Origin of the sequence: Microbacterium sp. NPDC057944, assembly GCF_042887445.1 — a bacterium.
Taxonomy (GTDB): Bacteria; Actinomycetota; Actinomycetes; order Actinomycetales; family Microbacteriaceae; genus Microbacterium; species Microbacterium natoriense.
Genome location: NZ_JBHVPJ010000001.1, coordinates 419,114 through 437,643, shown reverse-complemented (window position 1 = coordinate 437,643; position 18,530 = coordinate 419,114). Strand labels below are relative to the sequence as shown.

At 68.7% G+C, this 18,530-nt stretch carries 16 protein-coding genes; 11 read left to right on the top strand and 5 right to left on the bottom strand.

Features of this window, described 5'->3' with window-relative positions:
* Nucleotides 1-18: 18 nt before the first annotated feature.
* Nucleotides 19-1,329 carry an ABC transporter substrate-binding protein gene (locus ACFVRO_RS01950; protein WP_105676710.1) on the bottom strand — a complete coding sequence of 437 codons (1,311 nt, stop codon included), beginning with the start codon at nucleotides 1,327-1,329 and terminating at the stop codon, nucleotides 19-21.
* A gap of 484 nt (nucleotides 1,330-1,813) precedes the next feature.
* Nucleotides 1,814-2,005: a DUF3073 domain-containing protein gene (locus ACFVRO_RS01945; RefSeq protein ID WP_045256918.1), complete on the bottom strand. Its 192-nt coding sequence runs from the start codon at nucleotides 2,003-2,005 to the stop codon at nucleotides 1,814-1,816.
* Nucleotides 2,006-2,154: 149 nt separating this feature from the next.
* On the opposite strand from ACFVRO_RS01945, the gene ACFVRO_RS01940 reads away from it, so the two are divergent.
* On the top strand, nucleotides 2,155-2,697 hold the full coding sequence (locus tag ACFVRO_RS01940; protein WP_105676732.1) for a universal stress protein: 543 nt from the start codon (nucleotides 2,155-2,157) through the stop codon (nucleotides 2,695-2,697).
* A 114-nt stretch (nucleotides 2,698-2,811) separates the two neighbouring features.
* On the opposite strand, the gene ACFVRO_RS01935 is transcribed toward ACFVRO_RS01940, so the two are convergent.
* From ACFVRO_RS01935 to ACFVRO_RS01925, 3 genes are all read right to left on the bottom strand, one after another.
* Nucleotides 2,812-3,438 (bottom strand): PadR family transcriptional regulator, encoded by a 627-nt coding sequence (locus ACFVRO_RS01935; RefSeq protein WP_386948659.1) that lies wholly within the window; start codon nucleotides 3,436-3,438, stop codon nucleotides 2,812-2,814.
* Entirely contained in the window at nucleotides 3,435-4,274 is an 840-nt protein-coding gene (locus tag ACFVRO_RS01930; RefSeq protein ID WP_105676711.1) for a DUF4097 family beta strand repeat-containing protein, read from the bottom strand. The genes ACFVRO_RS01935 and ACFVRO_RS01930 overlap by 4 nt, the downstream gene beginning before the upstream one ends.
* A gap of 196 nt (nucleotides 4,275-4,470) precedes the next feature.
* Nucleotides 4,471-6,969 carry a glycogen/starch/alpha-glucan phosphorylase gene (locus ACFVRO_RS01925; protein WP_386948656.1) on the bottom strand — a complete coding sequence of 833 codons (2,499 nt, stop codon included), beginning with the start codon at nucleotides 6,967-6,969 and terminating at the stop codon, nucleotides 4,471-4,473.
* 123 nt (nucleotides 6,970-7,092) lie between these two features.
* Here ACFVRO_RS01925 and ACFVRO_RS01920 point away from each other — a divergent pair, with 123 nt between their 5' ends.
* The 10 genes from ACFVRO_RS01920 (at nucleotide 7,093) to ACFVRO_RS01875 (ending at nucleotide 18,483) form a co-directional block, all read left to right on the top strand.
* Nucleotides 7,093-7,872, top strand: a complete 780-nt coding sequence (locus ACFVRO_RS01920) for a MerR family transcriptional regulator (protein ID WP_386948653.1) — start codon at nucleotides 7,093-7,095, stop codon at nucleotides 7,870-7,872.
* Nucleotides 7,873-8,099: 227 nt separating this feature from the next.
* Entirely contained in the window at nucleotides 8,100-8,468 is a 369-nt protein-coding gene (locus ACFVRO_RS01915; RefSeq protein WP_386948651.1) for a CrcB family protein, read from the top strand.
* Complete coding sequence (locus tag ACFVRO_RS01910) at nucleotides 8,465-8,824, top strand: fluoride efflux transporter FluC (protein WP_386948648.1); 360 nt, start codon at nucleotides 8,465-8,467, stop codon at nucleotides 8,822-8,824. Before ACFVRO_RS01915 ends, ACFVRO_RS01910 begins: the two co-directional genes overlap by 4 nt.
* 225 nt (nucleotides 8,825-9,049) lie before the next feature.
* Entirely contained in the window at nucleotides 9,050-10,324 is a 1,275-nt protein-coding gene (locus ACFVRO_RS01905) for an ABC transporter substrate-binding protein (RefSeq protein ID WP_386948646.1), read from the top strand.
* A gap of 6 nt (nucleotides 10,325-10,330) precedes the next feature.
* Nucleotides 10,331-11,290: a sugar ABC transporter permease gene (locus ACFVRO_RS01900; protein WP_341940493.1), complete on the top strand. Its 960-nt coding sequence runs from the start codon at nucleotides 10,331-10,333 to the stop codon at nucleotides 11,288-11,290.
* Nucleotides 11,283-12,176: a carbohydrate ABC transporter permease gene (locus ACFVRO_RS01895; RefSeq protein ID WP_219844632.1), complete on the top strand. Its 894-nt coding sequence runs from the start codon at nucleotides 11,283-11,285 to the stop codon at nucleotides 12,174-12,176. The genes ACFVRO_RS01900 and ACFVRO_RS01895 overlap by 8 nt, the downstream gene beginning before the upstream one ends.
* A gap of 3 nt (nucleotides 12,177-12,179) precedes the next feature.
* Complete coding sequence (locus ACFVRO_RS01890) at nucleotides 12,180-13,226, top strand: LacI family DNA-binding transcriptional regulator (RefSeq protein ID WP_341940492.1); 1,047 nt, start codon at nucleotides 12,180-12,182, stop codon at nucleotides 13,224-13,226.
* A gap of 42 nt (nucleotides 13,227-13,268) precedes the next feature.
* Entirely contained in the window at nucleotides 13,269-14,438 is a 1,170-nt protein-coding gene (locus tag ACFVRO_RS01885; RefSeq protein WP_386948643.1) for a Gfo/Idh/MocA family protein, read from the top strand.
* A gap of 224 nt (nucleotides 14,439-14,662) precedes the next feature.
* Nucleotides 14,663-15,229 (top strand): TetR/AcrR family transcriptional regulator, encoded by a 567-nt coding sequence (locus tag ACFVRO_RS01880; RefSeq protein ID WP_386948641.1) that lies wholly within the window; start codon nucleotides 14,663-14,665, stop codon nucleotides 15,227-15,229.
* Nucleotides 15,230-15,243: 14 nt separating this feature from the next.
* On the top strand, nucleotides 15,244-18,483 hold the full coding sequence (locus ACFVRO_RS01875; protein WP_386948638.1) for an efflux RND transporter permease subunit: 3,240 nt from the start codon (nucleotides 15,244-15,246) through the stop codon (nucleotides 18,481-18,483).
* Nucleotides 18,484-18,530 lie beyond the last annotated feature (47 nt).

The following is an 18,530-nucleotide window of genomic DNA, read 5'->3' as shown; positions in this document are numbered from 1 at the left end:
TGATGCCTTGTCCGAGGGTCATTCCGCGACCGGGAGGCCGAGGTCCTTCAGTGAGGCGACGGCCGTCTCCTGGGCGGTGGTGAAGATGTCGGCCACCTTCGCGGTGCCGGCGACGGCCGCGGCCGCGGTCTCGTTCATCGTCGACAGGGTCGAGAAGCCCGGAGCGTAGGGGAAGTCCGGGTTGAGGTTCTCGGTCGCGGTGGCGAGCTCGGCGAGGACGTCCTGTCCGCCGAACTGGCGCAGCATCTTCTCGGGGGTCTTCACGCTGCCCTTGGCGGCGACGACGAGTCCCTGCGAGGCCAGGTCGTCGACCTGGGTGTTGAGCCAGGCGTTGAACTCCATGGCCTCGGCGGGGTTCTTGCAGCCCTTCATGACCGAGACGCCGGAGCCGCCGTCGGGGCCGCTCAGCGCGCCTGCGCCGAAGTCGGGGAGCTGCGCGACGCGCCACTGTCCCTCGGCCGGGGTGCCGTCGAGCGAGTCGAGCAGGAAGCCGGCCTCCCAGGCCGCGCCGACGTGGCCGATCAGGCTGCCGTCGTTGAGGGCGGCGGTGAAGCCCTCGCCCCAGCGCTCGGTCGCGAGGGTCTGCTTGTTGTCGAGCAGGCCCTGCCAGAACGCGGCGACGCGCTGCGAGCCTTCGCCCTCGGCATCCACCTTCCACTTGTCACCCGAGGTGGAGAACCAGGTGTCGCCTGCGGCGGCGGACTGCCCGGCGAGCCAGTTCAGCGCCTCGTCGGGGGTGAACGCGGTGACGTACTTGCCTGCGGCGGCGGCGGTGGCCGAGTCGGCGGTCAGGTCGTCCAGGGTCTTCGGGGCCTCCAGGCCGAGGGCCGCGAACGCGGTCTCGTTGTAGAAGTACACGAGGGGTCCGGTGTCCTGCGGGAGTCCGACGATCGCGTCGCCGACCTTCATGCCGCTGAACGCGCCGGCGGAGAACTTGTCCTCGTACTTCTTGGCTTCGGACGCGACGTCCTGCAGCAGGCCCTTGACGTACAGCTGGGGGACCTCGGAGTAGCCGGTCTGTGCGAGGCACGGGCCGTTGCCGGCCTTGATGTCGGTCTCGAGCTTGAGGATCATGTCGCTGGACTTGCCGTCGAACTTCGTGGCCTTGACCTGGATGTCGGGGTGGTCGTCGTTCCAGCGCTTCACGATGTCGGAGACCTTGGTCATGCCGTCGCCGTCGGGAAGGCGGTGCACGTACTCGATCGTGATCGGCTCGCCGGATGCGTCGCCGCCGGTGTCACCGGACGAGCACGCCGCGAGGCCGAAGGCCGAGACCGCACCGACCGCGACGATCGCCGCGGTGCGAGTGAAGCGGGGGGTGAGTGCCATGCTGTTCTCCTCTTTGAGGTCAGGTTCATGCGGATCGCCCCAGGGCGGGGGCCAGGCGCCGCGGGCGGCGTCGATCACTCTGCACATCAAATCAGAAAATGTTTGCGTTCACAAGCTCTGAAATGCAATCGAAATATGCGGTCTCCTCGACACAGAAGGGAGCGCTGACATAGCGTTGGATGCTGTGCCTTCGGCAGGTGCCGCGGGTCGCGCTGCGGAGGTCCGCACGCGCGGTCGGTTGGCGGGTCGCGCTGCTGAAGTCTGCACGCGCGGTCGGTTTGCGAGTTGCGCTGCTGAAGTCTGTAGGCGCGGCAGAAGTGTCGACAGCGTGTGCAGCGATGAGCAGCGCGAACGGGCCGGGCGGCGAGGGGGGTCGAACGGGGCCGGACGGCGAGGGGGTGCCGCAGATCACGGCATCCGCTCCGGCGTCCGGGCACGACGAAACCCCCGCGCAACGCACGGGGGAGACGACGAGCTGAGGCGGTCAGGCCTTTTCTAGCTCGTCCTCGTCTTCGTCGGCATACTCGTCTGCCCACTTGTCGACGTACTCGGGTTCCGAGTCGTCGCTCGGGTGCCCGAGCTCGCGTTCCAGTGCCGAGTAATTCACAGACGGACTGAACGACTTGAGTTCGCGGGCGATTTTGGTGTGCTTCGCCTTTTGACGGCCACGGCCCATGCGCGAGACCCCCTCACGAGTTAGCTGCGGGCTACACGGGGCCCGACACGTTTCAGGACACCGGCCTGAAGCCGGTAAGAGTAGCATTCAGAATAGCACGCGGGTAAGACCCTCTGGCCGAGGCCAGCCTGGTGAAGGGAGCGATCCTCATGACCGACAACACCTCTGCTCCACGAGAGGAAGCCGTGCAGAACGCGGCCCTGCAGAAGGCGGTGATCGTCGGGCTGCAGCCCGGACAGTCACAGCACGTCCTCGATGAGGCCGTCAAGTACTCGCGTCTGCTCGGCGCTCCGCTCGTGGTCGTGCACGTCGACGTGACCCGTTTCGTCACTTACGAGGACCCGGACGGCTATGTGCATTCGGCGCCGATCGACATCAACTTCGAAGCGGGAGCCGCCGAGTTCGAGGCCGTGCAGGCGACCGCCTCCGCCGCACTCGACGGCACGGGACTGACCTGGACCGCGCGGCAGCTCGTCGGCGACCCGGCTCTCGCGATCAAGCAGCTCGCGAACAAGCTCGACGCCCAGCTCATCGTCGTCGGAACCCGCAAGCGCGGGATCGGCGAGTCGATCAGGGAGTTCTTCACCGGTTCCGTCGCCGCGCGGCTCGCGCACCGGCAGCACCGCTCGGTGCTCGTCGTCCCGCTGGAAGAGCCGGTGCCCGACGACCAGAAGGAGATCTGGGTCGAGTAGCCCGCCTCGGCTTCGGCCGTTGAGCGACCGAGACGAGACGCGGATCCAGTCGTACGACTGAATCCGCGTCTCGTGTCGCTGTGCTCGCTCGACGACCGGTGTGGGGGCTGACGCTCAGCGCCCCAGGCCGGCGAGGGCGGAGGTCACGCCCTTCGCGGCGGCATCCAGGCCGTCTTCGAGATCGGAGACGACGGATGCCGGAAGGGCCCCGCCCTTCGCGATGTGCGTGCGGAGGTCGGTGCGCACCCGTGCGCGGAACGCGTTGATGACGGCATCCGCCCTGTGCATCTCCTCGCGGCTGAGGATGCGCTCGTCGTCCATGGGCGTGCGGGGGCGCGACTTGGACGCCTGGCGGTCGTCGTGCTCGGCGCTGGCGAGGTCGGCCCTGAGGCTCTTCATCGCCTCCTTCACGCTCTGCCGCACCTCGTTCGCGATCAGCCGCACGGAGTCGGTGAGACCCGCCTCGATGCCGGCGAGGTCGCCCTCGCGCGATGCGAGCTCGGCGCGTCCGGCATCCGTGATCGCGTAGATCGTGGTGCGGCCGTCGACGGTCTTGGTGACCAGGCCCTCCTCCTCGAGCTTCGCGAGTCGCGGGTAGATGGTGCCGGCGCTCGGGGTGTACGTGCCCCCCGTGCGATCCGTCAGCGCCTGGATGACGCCGTAGCCGTGCTGCGGGGACTCCGCGAGGAGCGACAGCAGGTACAGGCGCAGGTCGCCGTGGGAGAAGACCGCGGGGCTCACGAGTCCCACTCCTCGTCGTTCGCGATCGACGCGGTCGCGCGACGCAGCACGGTGACTCCGCCCGACACCGAGTTGGCGCGGAGGTCGACGAAGCGGCCGGCGAGCTCGCCCGTGGAGCCGGTGTAGTTGCTGGGCCCGGAGGACCCGCGCTCGACGCCGTCGATCAGGATCCGACCGCTCATCGAGCGGACCACGTAGTTCGCGGCGAGCGACTCGTCGAGGCGCACGGTGGTGCCGCCGGACACGGTGTTCACGTTGATCGAGTTCACATCTCCCGCGGCGTCGATCAGGGTCGCGCCGGAGACGCTGTCGACCGTCGCCTTGCGGATCGTGCCCGTGGCGGCGACGTCGCCCGAGACGCTGTTGGCGTTGATCGAGCCGGTCAGACCGCGCACCTGCACGTCTCCGGAGACCGAGTTCACGGTGAGGTCGCCGATCAGGGTGTCGACGATGATGTCGCCCGACACGGTGTTGAGGCGGGCGTCGTTGCGGATGCCGGAGACGAGGGCGCCCGCGCTGACGACGCCGAGGTTGAGGGCGATCGCACGGGGGACCGCCACGCTGACCTCGGCCTTGGGGCCGCCGGAGCCGAAGTTGCGGAACACCTCGAGGAAGTTGTCCCAGCCGAGTTGCGGGTGGTCGATCTCGACCTCGCCGTCGGAGGACTCGATGCGCAGGTCCTTGATGGTGACGCCGTGCACCTCGATGCGGATGCCGGGTTCGTCGTGGGCGATCACGTCGACCTGCCCGCCGACGAGCCCGATCTTCAGTCGGCTGATGTTCTCGATGTCGATGACGCGTTCCTCGCCAGGGGCGATGAGCCACTTCTCGGTCATGTGCTTCTCCTTGTTCGGAATCGCGTTATATCGCGTCCAAGAAGAATAACACGATATAACGCGAGTCTGTCAAGCTCCGGTTGCACACCTGGCTCCACACGCACATTCCGGTCGCAAACCTGGCTCGGATTCGAGTGGAATCACGACCAGGTTTGCGACCGGAACCCGTGCGAAGAAAGGGAGGAGGGTGCGGGACTCAGATCACGGGAGGCGTGTGCCAGATGCGGTCGATGTAGTCGCGGATCGAGCGGTCAGACGAGAAGAACCCGGTGCGGGCGACGTTGAGCACGGCGGAGCGGTTCCATCCGTCGGCGTCGCGGTACGCGGCATCCACCCGCTCCTGCGCCGTCATGTAGGAGGCGTAGTCGGCCAGCACCATGAAGCGGTCCTCGTAGAGGAGGTTGGAGACGACGGGCTCGAACACCGAGCGGTCTCCGCGCGAGAACGCTCCGGAGGCGATCAGGTCGATCGCCCTGCGCAGCCCCTCGTCGGCCTGGTAGAACTCGCTCGGCCGATAGCCGCGGTCGGACAGCGCCGACACCTCGGGCTCGCTCATGCCGAACAGGAAGAAGTCGTCATCGCCCACCAGCTCGCGGATCTCGACGTTCGCACCGTCGTCGGTGCCGATCGTGAGCGCGCCGTTGAGCGCGAACTTCATGTTGCCGGTGCCGGAGGCCTCCTTGCCGGCGAGGGAGATCTGCTCCGACAGGTCGGCTGCGGGGATCACCCGCTCGGCGAGGGTGACGTTGTAGTTCGGCGGGAAGATCACCTTCAGGCGGTCGTCGAGGCGCGGGTCGGCGTTCACGACGGAGCCCACGGCGTTGATCAGATGGATGATGCGCTTCGCCATCGCGTACCCCGGCGCCGCCTTCGCCCCGAAGATCACGGTGCGCGGCTGCAGGTCGGATGCCGAGAGCCGCCCCGAGACCACCCCTTCGTACTGCGACACGATGTGCAGCACCTTGAGCATCTGCCGCTTGTACTCGTGCAGGCGCTTCACCATGACGTCGAGCATGTGCCCGTCGCTCACGTCGACGCTGTCGCGCTCACGCAGCACCTCGCCCAGGCGCCTCTTGTTCGCCGCCTTGACCTCGGCGAACCGTGCGAGGAACGACGCGTCGTCGGCGAAGGGCTCCAACTCCCGGAGGCGCTCCAGATCGGTCACCCACCCTTCGCCGATCGTCTCGGTGATGAGCGAGGAGAGCGAGGGGTTCGCGAGCCGGAGGAACCGCCGCGGCGTGACGCCGTTGGTGACATTCGTGAACTTCTCGGGGTAGAAGTCGCTGAAGTCGGAGAGGACCTTGTCGCGCAGCAGCTGCGAGTGCAGTTCGGCGACGCCGTTCACTCGTGCTCCGGCGACCGTGGCGAGGTACGCCATCCGCACCGACCTGACCGGATGCTCCGCGATGATCGACATGTTGCGGATGCGGAGCTCGTCGTCGCCGTAGCGCTCGCGCACGGCATCCAGGAACTCCTCGTTGATGCGGTAGATGATCTCCAGATGCCGAGGAAGGAGCCTGCCGAGCAGCTCGACCGGCCAGACCTCGAGCGCCTCCGGCAGCAGCGTGTGGCACGTGTACGCGAAGCACTGCCGCGTGATCGCCCACGCGGCATCCCACTCCAGCTTCTTCTCGTCGACCAGCACGCGCATGAACTCGGGCACCGCGATCACCGGGTGGGTGTCGTTGAGCTGGAAGATCACGCGCTCGGGCAGCCGGTTCAGGTCGTAGCCCTCGGCGAGCATGTTGTCGAGGAAGTCGTGGATGGATGCCGCCACGAAGAAGTACTGCTGCTGCAGGCGCAGCTCCTTGCCCTGCGGGGTGGAGTCCTCGGGGTAGAGCACCTTCGAGATGTTCGCGGCGTAGGTCTGCGCGCGCACGGCCTCCTCGTAGTCGCCGGAGTTGAAGATGCGCAGGTCGAAGGCGTTCGTCGCGACCGCGCTCCACAGGCGGAGGGTGTTCACGCGACCGTTCTCGAAGCCGGGGACCATGTAGTTGTACGGCACGGCCTGCACGTTCCACGCGGGGATCCAGCGGGAGCGGGTCACGCCGCCGTCGTCGTACTTCTCGGTGCGTCCGCCGAACGAGACGGTCTGCGCGTCCTCAGGGCGGGCGAACTCCCACGGCGAGCCCAGTGCGAGCCAGGCATCCGGCTGCTCCACCTGCTGACCCTCGACGAACGTCTGCCGGAAGATACCGTACTCGTAGCGGATGCCGTAGCCGATGTTGGGCACGCCGAGCGTCGCCAGCGAGTCGATGAAGCAGGCCGCGAGGCGGCCGAGACCGCCGTTGCCGAGACCGGGCTCGACCTCGTGGCCGCGGAGCTCGTCGAGGCTGAGGCCGAGTCCCTCGAGGGCCTGCGCGGCGATGTCGGTGAGTCCGCCGGCGAGGAGGTTGTTGTCGAGCTGGCGGCCGAGCAGGTACTCGGCCGAGAGGTAGCAGACGCCCTTGGCCTGGGTCTGCTTCTGACGGGCGAGATCGTCGAGCCATCGGGCCATCAGATAGTCGCGCACGGTGTGGGCGAGGGCGAGATAGCGGTCGTTCGCGCTCGACTCGGCGAGGGTCACGCCCCGGTCGAAGTTCAGGTTCAGCAGGAACTCGTGGGCGAAGGCGTCCGGAGTGTGCGCGGGGGCGAGGTCGAGCGGGTGCGTGGTGGTCACTCCTCGACCGTAGCGACCCCGTCGGGTCGAGGACATGTCGAAGACGTTACGTTCTTCGGTTGTCTGCGTGACATCCCGGCATCCCGGTTCTGAAGTGCGGTTGACATTGACGTTGCGTCAACTTCTATCGTGGAGACATCGACACGGAAGGAGGGCGACATGACCGCTCGTGACTGGTCCATCCAGGAGATCGCGAGTCTCGCCGGCACCACCAGCAGGACGCTGCGTCACTACGACGACATCGGGCTGCTGCCGCCGTCGCGCATCGCGTCCAACGGGTACCGGCACTACGACGAGCAGGCGCTCGTGCGGCTGCAGCGCATCCTGCTGCTGCGCGAGCTCGGCCTCGGCCTGCCGCAGATCGCGCAGGTGCTCGCCCAGGAGCGGGCCGAGGCGTCCGCTCTCGAGACGCACCTCGCGCTGCTGCGCGAGGAGCAGGCCAGGCTGGCGCGGCAGATCGCGTCGGTCGAATCGACCATCGACGCACTGAGAGGAGGTGAAGAACTGATGGCAGAGAACATGTTCGACGGCTTCGACCACACGCAGTACAAGGACGAGGTCGAGGAGCGCTGGGGCAAGAAGGCCTACGCCGACAGCGACCGCTGGTGGCGGGGGATGACGGATGCCGAGCGCTCCGACTGGCAGCGCCGCGTGTCCGACCTCGGACGCGACTGGATCGCCGCCGCGGAGAGCGGCACCGACCCGGCATCCGCCGAGGCTCAGGACGTCGCGCGCCGCCACGTCGAGTGGCTGACCGGCATCCCCGGCACCCCCGCGGCGGTACCCGGCGGTGACGTGAAGGCGTACGTGATCGGGCTCGGTGAGATGTACGTCGCCGACCCGCGCTTCGGCGCCAACTACGCCACCTCGGCCGGTGGCACCCAGGGCGCGGAGTTCGTCCGCGACGCGCTGCGCGTCTACGCGGAGGCGAACCTGTAGTCCGGTCCGCGAGACGGCACCGCGTGTCGTCTCGCTGCGCTCGCTCAACGGCCCGCGGGGTGTCTCCCTGCCGGGTCGTTGAGCGAGGAGCGCGCCCCCGGTCGTTGAGCGCGGGGCGTCCCGCCGGGTCGTTGAGCGGGCGGCGGGTTCATATCCCCCGGTCGTTGAGCGAGGAGCGCAGCGACGAGACGAAACGCGCCATGGTCCGCGCGACTACAGTTGCACGGGTGAACCTCCGCCGCGTGTTCCTCGTCGCCCTCGGCGGCACCGTGGGCACGGCGGCACGGCTCGCGCTCGGACTCCTGCTGACGGATGCCGGTGTGCTCCCGGTGCTCCTCGCGAACGTCGTCGGGGCGCTCCTGATCGGCATCCTCACCGCGCGGCTGCCGCGCGCCACCGATCTGCGGCTGCTCCTCGGCACCGGCGTGCTCGGCGGCTTCACGACGTACAGCGCGTTCATGACGGGCACGGTCCAGCTCTGGGCGGATGCTCCGCTCGCCGCCGTCGCGTACGCGGCCGGCTCCCTCGTGCTCGGCGTCGCGGCGGTCGCCCTCGGGCTCAGACTGGGCCGACCCCGCGCAGGGGTCGCCGCATGAACCCGCTGATGTTCGCCGCCGCGGCGCTCGCCGGAGGGGTCGGAGCGGTGCTGCGCTACCTCGTCGACCTCGGCGTCGCCCGGTTCGCCGGACGCCGCTTCCCGTGGGGCATTCTCGTCGTGAACCTCAGCGGCTCCTTCGCCCTCGGGCTCGTGATCTCGGCTCTCCCCGACCAGGCGTTCCTGCTCGGGGCGGGTCTGCTCGGCGGCTACACGACGTTCAGCACGGCGATGCTCGACACGGTCGCGCTGTGGCGCGACGGCGAGCGCCCGGCATCCGCTCTGAACGCGATCGGCATGCTGCTGCTCGGCCTCCTGGCCGCCGCTCTCGGACTCGCCCTCGGCGCCGCCCTCTAGCGCTGCCGTCCTTCCTCTCCCTGCTCGATGCCCCACTTGCCGGGTGAGGCGTCGGCGGCAGGAGGGGATGCCGCGGACGGGGCCCCTGCAACTGATGGTTGCGCTCGTGACGCGTGACCGGGTACATTCTTGCTAATCGTTTAACTGCTAATCGATTAACAGACCTCTTCGCCCGGGTCCAGAAACCCGAACCCCCGAGCACCACGCACCGTCAAAGGAGACACCATGGCTCGCCTTCCCCGCCGCACCGTCGGCGCCCTCGCCGCCTCAGCGGCCGCCATCCTCGCGCTCAGCGCGTGCTCGCCCTCGACCGGGGGCGACTCCGGATCGTCGGGCGGCGACATCACCCTCAGCTACGGCATCTGGGACGAGAACCAGAAGCCCGCGATGGAGGAGATCGCCACGGCGTTCACCAAGGAGCACCCGAACGTCACGATCGACATCCAGGTCACGCCGTACAAGGAGTACTTCACCAAGCTCCAGACCGCGGCGACCGGCGGATCCGCGGCCGACGTGTTCTGGATGAACGGCCCGAACTTCCAGCTGTACGCATCCAACGGGCAGCTCGCCCCCCTCGACGACTCGGGCATCGACGCCTCCGACTACCCGCAGGGCCTCATCGACCTCTACACCTACGACGGCAAGCTCTACGGCGCCCCGAAGGACTTCGACACCGTCGCCCTCTGGTACAACAAGGAGCTCTTCGACGCCGCCGGGGTCGCGTACCCGAGCGCAGGCTGGACCTGGGACGACTTCACGGCCGCCGCCGCGAAGCTCACCGACCCGTCCAAGGGCCAGTACGGCGTCGCCGCCAGCCAGTACGGCCAGGAGAACTACTACAACTCGATCGCCCAGGCCGGCGGCGAGGTCATCTCGGCCGACGGCACGAAGAGCGGCTACGGCTCGCCCGAGGCGCTCAAGGGCATCGAGCTCTGGACCGACCTCATCGAGGCCGGGTCGTCTCCCACGGCGCAGCAGATGACCGACACGAACCCCGAGGACTTCTTCCTCTCCGGCAAGGTCGCGATGTTCCAGAACGGCTCCTGGGCGGCGATCGCTTACGCCGACAACAAGGACATCGGCGCGAAGGTGAACGTCGCACCGCTCCCCGCGGGCCCCGAGGGCAACCAGAGCGTGATCCACGGCGTCGGCAACGTCGCCAACGCGAAGAGCGCGCACCTCGCGGAGGCCCAGGAGTTCGCCGCCTTCGCCTCCGGTGAAGAGGCCGCCAAGATCCAGGCCGAGACCGGCACCGTGATCCCCGCATTCAACGGCACCCAGCAGGCCTGGGTCGACGCCCTGCCGCAGTACGACCTGCAGGTCTACATCGACGCCCTCGACACCGCGGTGCCCTACCCGGTCTCGAAGAACACGTCGGCGTGGACGAGCATCGAGAGCGAGATCCTGTCGCAGGTCTGGTCGGGCGCCGTGACGCCCGCGGCCGGCCTCAAGGACCTCGCCGCGAAGATGCAGGCCGCGCTGGACGCAGAGCAGAAGTAGCCGCGCATGAGCGTCGTCGCGCCCCACGCGCGCACGTCGGAAGAGCGGATGCCGGCGGTCCCCAGCCCCGGCATCCGCCGCCGACGGCGCAACCCCGGGGCCTCCCCCTGGTGGGCGCTGGTCTTCATCGGACCGACCGCCCTCGGCATCGCGGTCTTCTACCTGTGGCCGACCGTGCGCACCCTCATCATCTCGTTCACGAAGTCGGGACCCTTCGGGGGCTCGGAGTGGGTGGGCATCGAGAACTACGCCCGTCTCTTCCAGGACCCCGAGCTCATCGGCGCCCTCCGCAACACTGCGATCTACACGGTCATCGCCCTCATCGGCATCCCCCTGGCCGTCGCGATCGCGGCCCTGCTGAACACCACCGGGCTCAAGGGGCGCAGCGCCTACCGGACGCTGTACTTCATCCCCGTCGTCACGATGCCCGCCGCGATCGCGCTGGTGTGGCGCATGATCTACAACGGCGACTACGGAGTGCTCAACGCGGCGCTCGGAGCGATCGGCATCGACGGCCGCAGCTGGCTCACCGACCCGAACACCGCCCTCGTCGCGATCGCCGTCGTCGGCATCTGGGCGGGGCTCGGCACCAACATCGTGATCTTCCTCGCGGGGCTGCAGGGCATCCCCGACACGATCATGGAGGCGGCCGACCTCGACGGGGCCGGACCCGTGCGCAAGTTCTTCTCCATCACGATCCCGCTGCTGTCGCCGTCGATCTTCTTCGTCAGCGTGATCAGCGTGATCGGCGCGCTGCAGGTGTTCGACCTCATCTACATGATGCTCGGCCGCAGCAACCCGGCGATGCCGAACACCCGCACCGTGGTCTACCTGTTCTACGAAGCGGGCTTCCTCGACAACGACCGCGGGTACGCTGCAGCGATCGCCTTCCTGCTCCTCGTGATCATCCTGCTGCTCACGGTCGTCCAGTTCCGTCTGCAGAAGAGGTGGGTGCACTATGAGTGACGTCTCGCTCGACACCCGCGCCGTCATCGGCGCACCGGCCGGCCGTGCGAGCGGCCGCGTCGGGAAGCCGAAGAACCCCGGCCTCTGGGCCGTGCACATCGTGCTGCTCGTCGGCGCCGTGCTGATGGTGTTCCCGTTCATCTGGCAGCTGCTGACCTCGTTCAAGACGCTGTCCGACTCGGTGCAGGTTCCGCCGTCGTTCCTGCCGAGGGAGTGGGTCTTCACGAACTTCGCCGAGGTCTTCGACTCGATGCCGTTCGCGCAGATGTTCCTGAACTCGGTGCTCCTCACGGTCGGCCGCACGGTCGGACAGGTCGTGCTGTGCACCATGGCGGGGTACGCGTTCGCACGCATCCCGTTCCCCGGTCGCAACGCGCTGTTCGTCGTGTTCCTGTCGGTGCTGATGGTCCCCTCGCAGCTCTACCTGCTGCCGCAGTACGAGATCGTCCAGTCGCTCGGCTGGCTCAACACCCTGCAGGCGCTGATCGTGCCCGGCATCTTCAGCGCCTTCGGCACCTTCCTGATGCGCCAGTTCTTCATGTCGATGCCCGCCGAACTCGAAGAGGCGGCGCGCATCGACGGGGCGAATCCGTGGCAGACCTTCTGGCGGATCATGGTTCCGCTCGCGAAGCCTGGCATCATCGCTCTCGTGGTGTTCACTGTGCTGTGGTCCTGGAACGATCTGCTCTGGCCGTTGATCGTGACGACCGACCCGGCCAAGATGCCGCTGTCGGTGGGGCTCTCGCAGCTCGTCGGCATCCACGGCACCGACTACCCCGTGCTGATGGCCGGCTCGCTGCTGGCGACCCTGCCCATGCTCGTGACCTTCATGATCCTGCAGCGGCAGTTCATCCAGGGCATCGCGTTCAGCGGATCGAAGGGCTGACGGATGCCGCGCACGAAGAACGACTCCCGCCGCCCCACGCTGCGGATGGTGGCGGAGCGCGCAGGGGTCTCCACGGCCACGGTCTCGTACGTGCTGTCCGGACGTGCGGGCGCCTCGGGGGCAGGCGCCGCCGAGGCGACCGCCGCCAGGGTGCTCGCCGCCGCCGAAGAGCTCAACTACCGTCCCAACAGCGCCGCGCGGGCCATCCGCACCGGTCGCAGCGGCATGGTGCAGCTGTCCCTGCACATGCTGAGCGACCCGTGGTCGCTGGCGGTGGCGGATGCCGTGAACGTCGAGGCGAACAGACACGGCCTCACGACGCTGATCCTCGCGGACGGCGACTGGCATGCGGCTCTCGACCGCGTCGAGAGCGACGTCGCCTACCTGGACGGCGTCGGCCTCGACGAGGCGGCGACGCAGAAGCTGCGCGACCTGGTGAGCCGCGGTCAGCGGCTGGTCGTCTTCTCGGAGCACCTCGAGCCGCAGGGGTTCGACGTCGTGCGCTCCGACGCGATCCCCGGATGCGAGATCGCCATGGACCACCTCCTCGAGCGGCGCACGGCGATCGGGTGCCTCGCGGCGGAGGGCGCCGTACGCCTCGCGTCGACGCAGGTCACGCGGTACACGCCGTACGTCGAGAAGATGGCTGCGGCGGGCATCGAGGTCGATCCGCGCTGGGTCGAGACCTACGCCGAGACGCAGGCCAGCGCCTTCGCGGCGGCCGTGCGGCTCCTCTCCGGGGAGAACCGGCCGGACGCGATCTACGCCACCACCGACTTCGCGGCGATCGCGGCGATCAACGCGGCCCACATGCTGGGTCTGCGCGTGCCCCACGACGTCGCGGTGATCGGCGTCGGCAACACCCCGGACGCGCGGCTGATCGCCCCCACGCTCACCACCGTCGGCCCGACCGACTTCTACGAGCGGCAGGCCCGCATCATCATCGACCGTGCTCTCGGCGTGGACGACCGGCCCGGCCGGCTCCACGAGTTCGAATGGTCGCTCTTCCCCGGCGGGTCGACCGACCTCGACGCCCCGGCAACCCGCTGACGGCGTCGCGCCTCAGCCCGCATCACTCTCAGAAGGACCACTGTGGATCTCAAGATCGGCATCATCGGCTTCGGCGCGCGCGCCACACTCCGCGAGGAGGTGCAGCGGCCCGACGAGGGCTCGCGCATCACCGCGATCTGCGACCCGTCGGAGCGCGCCCGCGCCGACGCCCGCCGCCTCGTCCCCGACGCTCTCGTGACCGACTCCCTCGACGAGCTCCTCGCCTCGGGCGTGGACGCCGTGATGGTGCTGACCCCCGACGACACGCATGCGGCGCTCAGCATCCGCGCGCTCGAAGCCGGCGTCGCGGTGTTCTGCGAGAAGCCGCTCGCGATCGACCTCGCCGACGCCGACGCCATGCTGGAGACCGCCCGCCGCACCGGCAGCCGCCTCTACATCGGCCACAACATGCGGCACATGCCCGTGATCACGCTCATGCGCGGCCTCATCCAGGACGGGCGGATCGGCGACGTCAAGGCCGTGTGGGTGCGTCACTTCGTCGGGCACGGCGGCGACTACTACTTCAAGGACTGGCACGCCGACCGTCGGCGCACCACCGGGCTCCTCCTGCAGAAGGGCGCGCACGACATCGACATCATCCACTGGCTCGCCGGCGCCTACACCGAGCGGGTCGCGGCGATGGGCGAGCTCAGCGTGTACGGCGACATCGCAGACCGCCGGGAGCGCACGGGGGAGCGGATGCCGGACTGGTTCAGCCTCGACAACTGGCCCCCCGCCTCGCTCACCGGGCTGCACCCCGTGGTCGACGTCGAGGACATCTCGATGGTCAACATGCGGCTCACCGGCGGCATCATGGCCTCGTACCAGCAGTGCCACTTCACGCCTGACTACTGGCGCAACTACACGGTGATCGGCACCGAGGGGCGCATCGAGAACTTCGGCGACACCGCGGGCAGCGAGGTCAGGCTGTGGAACCGACGCCACCGCGGCGCCGCGGACGCCGACGAGACGTTCATCGTCCCCGAGGTGCCGGACGCCGGACACGACGGCGCCGACGCGCTGCTCGTGGCCGAGTTCCTGCGGTTCGTGCGCGACGGCGGGCTCACCGAGACGTCACCGGTCGCGGCCCGTGAGGCCGTGGCCGCCGGCATCCTCGCCACGCAGTCCCTCCGCGGTGACGGCTCGGCCATCGAGGTCCCCGCGCTCGATCCCGACCTCGTCGCCTACTTCGAACGAGGCCAGGTGGCGTAGCCCGCGGCCACCATTCGCCTGTTCGCCGGGGCGGCTGTTCGCCGGGCACAGTTTCGGAGCGGGGAGCGGCCACGCCGGGGGCGAGACGCCTCGCCGCGGCGTGTCCTGGGCGACCTCCGAAGCCGTGCCCGGTGGGCGGGAGCGGCCACGGATGCCGGGGCTCCCAGGGTCCTCACAATCCGAAACTGTACAAACGTACATGTACGCACGTACAGGGGGTTCGGATGACCGAGGGAACGCGCCGCAGACGCGACCCTGAGGCGCGCCGTCGCGAGATCGTGACCGCCGCCGCCGAGCTCATCGTCGAGATCGGGGTCGACGCGGTCACGCACCGCAAGGTCGCCGCGCGCGCCGGAGTGCCGCTCGGCGCCACGACCCAGTACTTCGCCACGCTCGACGACCTGCGCGATGCGGCCCTCGGCGCGCTCGTCGCCGAGGTCGAGGAGCGCATCGAGATCACGCGCGAGGCCGTCGTCGCCGACGGCGTCACCCCCGCCGGTCTCGCGCACCTGATCCATCAGGGGCTCGAAGACGCGCGCGCCGTGCAGGCCGACCGCGCGGTGGTCACCGCGGCCGTCCACGATCCCCGCGTGCGCGAACTCGCACGGCACTGGTCCGACGAGGTGGTCGGATTCATCGCACCCGTTCACGGTCCGGACCGAGCCAGGGCAGCAGCCGTCTTCATCGACGGCGTACTCTGGCACGCCCAGATCCACGACGAACCGCTCGGCGAGGGCCTCATCCGCGACGCCCTCGCCGGAATCCTGACACCAGCCGCAGCATCTGCCTAACCGAGAGAACCGCCTTGTCGAAACTCGCCGTCCTGAGCCTGAAGAACCGCGCGCTCATCGCGCTGATCACGATCGTCGCCGCGGTGTTCGGCGGCCTCGCGCTGACGAACCTCAAACAGGAGCTCATCCCCTCTCTCGAGCTTCCCAACCTCATGGTCATGACCACGTACCCCGGTGCATCGCCCGAGGTCGTCGAGAACGACGTGTCCACTCCGATCGAGTCGGCCATCCAGGGAGTCCCGGGGCTCGAGGGCACGACCGCGACCAGCACGACGAACGCCTCGATCGTGCAGGCGACGTTCACCTACGGCACAAACCTGGCGACCGCGGAGCAGAAGATCCAGCAGGCGATCAACCGCATCTCCTCCACGCTGCCCGACGACGTCACCCCGCAGGTGCTGTCGGTGTCGATCGACGACTTCCCGGTGATCCAGGTCGCCGTGACCGGATTCGCGGATGCCGACAACGCCCAGGCCGAGCTGCAGAGCGTCGCGATCCCGAAGCTCGAAGACGTCAAGGGCGTCAATGCCGCGCAGATCGTCGGCGGCGTCGGACAGCGGATCACGATCACCCCCGACCTCCTCAAGCTCGCCGCGGCGGGCGAGAGCACCCAGGCGATCAGCTCCGCCCTGCAGCAGAACGGCACGCTCTTCCCCGGTGGCGACATCACCGAGAACGGCCAGACCCTCACCGTGCAGACCGGTGCGAAGATCACGTCCGTCGACGAGATCGCCGCACTTCCGCTCGTGGGCACCGACACGACCATCGGCGAGGTCGCCACCGTCGTGCAGGAGAACGACCCCGTCTCCTCGTTCTCGCGCGTGGACGGCAAGGACGCGCTCTCCATCTCGATCACGAAGCTGCCCGCCGCCAACACCGTCGAGGTCTCGCACGGCGTGATCGCCGCCCTCGACGACATCAAGGAGGCGTTCCCCGACGCGAAGTTCACGATCGTGTTCGATCAGGCGCCGTTCATCGTGCAGTCGATCGACACCCTCGCCACCGAGGGACTCCTCGGCCTCGTCATGGCCGTGATCATCATCCTCGTGTTCCTTCTGTCGATCCGGTCGACGCTCGTCACCGCGATCTCGATCCCGACCAGCGTGCTGATCACGTTCATCGGGCTGCAGGCGTTCGGCTACTCGCTCAACATCCTCACCCTCGGCGCGCTCACCATCGCGATCGGGCGCGTGGTCGACGACTCGATCGTCGTGATCGAGAACATCAAGCGCCACTACGTCGGAGACGCCGACAAGGGCGATGCCATCCGCCTCGCCGTGCGCGAGGTCGCTGCGGCCGTCACGGCATCCACCATCACGACCGTCGCGGTGTTCCTGCCGATCGTCTTCGTGGGCGACATGGTCGGCGAGCTGTTCCGACCCTTCGCCATGACGGTGACGATCGCGATGGTCGCATCGCTGCTCGTCGCCCTCACGATCGTGCCCGTTCTGGCCTACTGGTTCCTCCGGCCGGGCAAGCCGCTGCTCGACGAGCAGGGCGTGCAGATCGACCCCGAGCACCCGGACGCTCCTCCGACGCGGCTGCAGCGCGCGTACCGGCCGATCCTCGGCTGGACGCTCAAGCACTCCGGCATCACCGTGATCATCGCGGTGGTCGTCCTCGGCGCCACGCTCGCCGCGGCCCCGCTGATGAAGGTCAACTTCCTCAGCGACTCCGGCCAGAACACGATGACGGTCACGCAGGATCTCGGCCCGACCGCGAGCCTCGAGACGAAGTCGGATGCCGCGATGAAGGTCGAGAAGGCTCTCCTCGACATCGACGGCATCACCCACGTGCAGGCCTCGATCGGCTCCAGCGGATCGGCGCTGCGCGACGCGTTCTCCGGCGGTGCCGGAGTGACGTTCTCGGTGCTCACCGACAGCGACGCCGATCAGGAGAAGCTGCGCGCCGAGGTGCAGAAGTCGATCGACGGTCTGAAGGACGTCGGAGACGTCGCCGTCGCGGCATCCGCCGGTCTCGGGTCGAGTGACATCGAGGTCTCCGTCACCGCGTCGAACTCCGCCGACCTCGAGAAGGCGACCGCCGCGGTCGTCGACGAGATCAAGGGACGCGACGGCGTCGGACAGGTGACCGACAACCTCGCCGCCGCCCTGCCGTACCTGGCCGTGGTCGTCGACCGTCAGGCAGCGGCCGAGCGCGGTCTCTCCGAGGTCGCCGTCGGCACCATCGTGTCGAACACCATGCGTCCGCAGCAGGCCGGATCCGTCGAGATCGACGACACCGCGCTGACCGTGTACATCGCGGCGCCCGAGCCGCCCACGACGGCGCAGGCCCTGAAGGAGCTCGCGATCCCGACCCCGGCCGGCATCGTGCAGCTGCAGGACATCGCGACCGTCGAGGAGCGCAACGGCCCCACCTCGATCACGACCGAGAAGGGCAAGCGCACCGCCACCGTGACGGTGCCCCCGGCATCCGACAACCTCGCCGTCGCGACCGCCTCGGTCTCGGCCGCGCTCGCCGCGGTTGACCTGCCCGACGGCGCAGCGGCAGAGGTCGGCGGCGTCGCGACGCAGCAGGCCGACTCGTTCTCGCAGCTGGGCCTCGCGATGCTCGCGGCCATCCTCATCGTGTACGTGGTGATGGTGGCGACGTTCAAGTCGCTGCGTCAGCCTCTGCTGCTGCTCGTGTCGGTGCCGTTCGCGGCGACCGGTGCGATCCTGCTGCAGATCGTCACCGGGGTGCCGCTCGGCGTGGCCTCCCTGATCGGCGTGCTGATGCTCATCGGCATCGTGGTGACGAACGCGATCGTGCTCATCGACCTGGTCAACCAGTATCGGGAGAAGGGGCTGTCGACCGCGGAGGCGGTGATGGCCGGTGGCGAGAAGCGTCTGCGCCCGATCCTCATGACGGCGCTGGCGACGATCTTCGCGCTGATCCCGATGGCGCTCGGCATCACCGGGCACGGCGGCTTCATCTCGCAGCCGCTCGCGATCGTCGTGATCGGCGGACTCGTCTCGTCGACCGTGCTGACGCTCATCGTGCTCCCGACGCTGTACAACCTCGTCGAGGGTGCGAAGGAGCGTCGCAGGGCGCGCAAGGCGGGCCCGGATGCCGACGCGGCCGGCGGCGACCGGGAGCTGGTGACGGCCGGAGTCGGCGGGACGCCCGCGGCGGCCGGCATCGGCGGGGAGTCCGACGCGGCATCCGCTGGTGCGACCGCCACCGCGACCTCCGACGGACTGCCGCACGCACCGCAGCTGACGCGGCGGGAGCTGCGCGAACGCGGGGAGTGATCTCCGCGTCGCGTTCACAACTCCTCATGAAATGACAAGAGGGGCCC

Coding starts and splice junctions, on each gene's coding strand:
- ACFVRO_RS01920 (WP_386948653.1), top strand. CDS start 7,093: ATGACCGCTCGTGACTGGTCCATCCAGGAGATCGCGAGTCTCGCCGGC.
- ACFVRO_RS01950 (WP_105676710.1), bottom strand. CDS start 1,329: ATGGCACTCACCCCCCGCTTCACTCGCACCGCGGCGATCGTCGCGGTC.
- ACFVRO_RS01930 (WP_105676711.1), bottom strand. CDS start 4,274: ATGACCGAGAAGTGGCTCATCGCCCCTGGCGAGGAACGCGTCATCGAC.
- ACFVRO_RS01895 (WP_219844632.1), top strand. CDS start 11,283: ATGAGTGACGTCTCGCTCGACACCCGCGCCGTCATCGGCGCACCGGCC.
- ACFVRO_RS01890 (WP_341940492.1), top strand. CDS start 12,180: ATGCCGCGCACGAAGAACGACTCCCGCCGCCCCACGCTGCGGATGGTG.
- ACFVRO_RS01900 (WP_341940493.1), top strand. CDS start 10,331: ATGAGCGTCGTCGCGCCCCACGCGCGCACGTCGGAAGAGCGGATGCCG.
- ACFVRO_RS01905 (WP_386948646.1), top strand. CDS start 9,050: ATGGCTCGCCTTCCCCGCCGCACCGTCGGCGCCCTCGCCGCCTCAGCG.
- ACFVRO_RS01880 (WP_386948641.1), top strand. CDS start 14,663: ATGACCGAGGGAACGCGCCGCAGACGCGACCCTGAGGCGCGCCGTCGC.
- ACFVRO_RS01940 (WP_105676732.1), top strand. CDS start 2,155: ATGACCGACAACACCTCTGCTCCACGAGAGGAAGCCGTGCAGAACGCG.
- ACFVRO_RS01945 (WP_045256918.1), bottom strand. CDS start 2,005: ATGGGCCGTGGCCGTCAAAAGGCGAAGCACACCAAAATCGCCCGCGAA.
- ACFVRO_RS01910 (WP_386948648.1), top strand. CDS start 8,465: ATGAACCCGCTGATGTTCGCCGCCGCGGCGCTCGCCGGAGGGGTCGGA.
- ACFVRO_RS01925 (WP_386948656.1), bottom strand. CDS start 6,969: ATGTCCTCGACCCGACGGGGTCGCTACGGTCGAGGAGTGACCACCACG.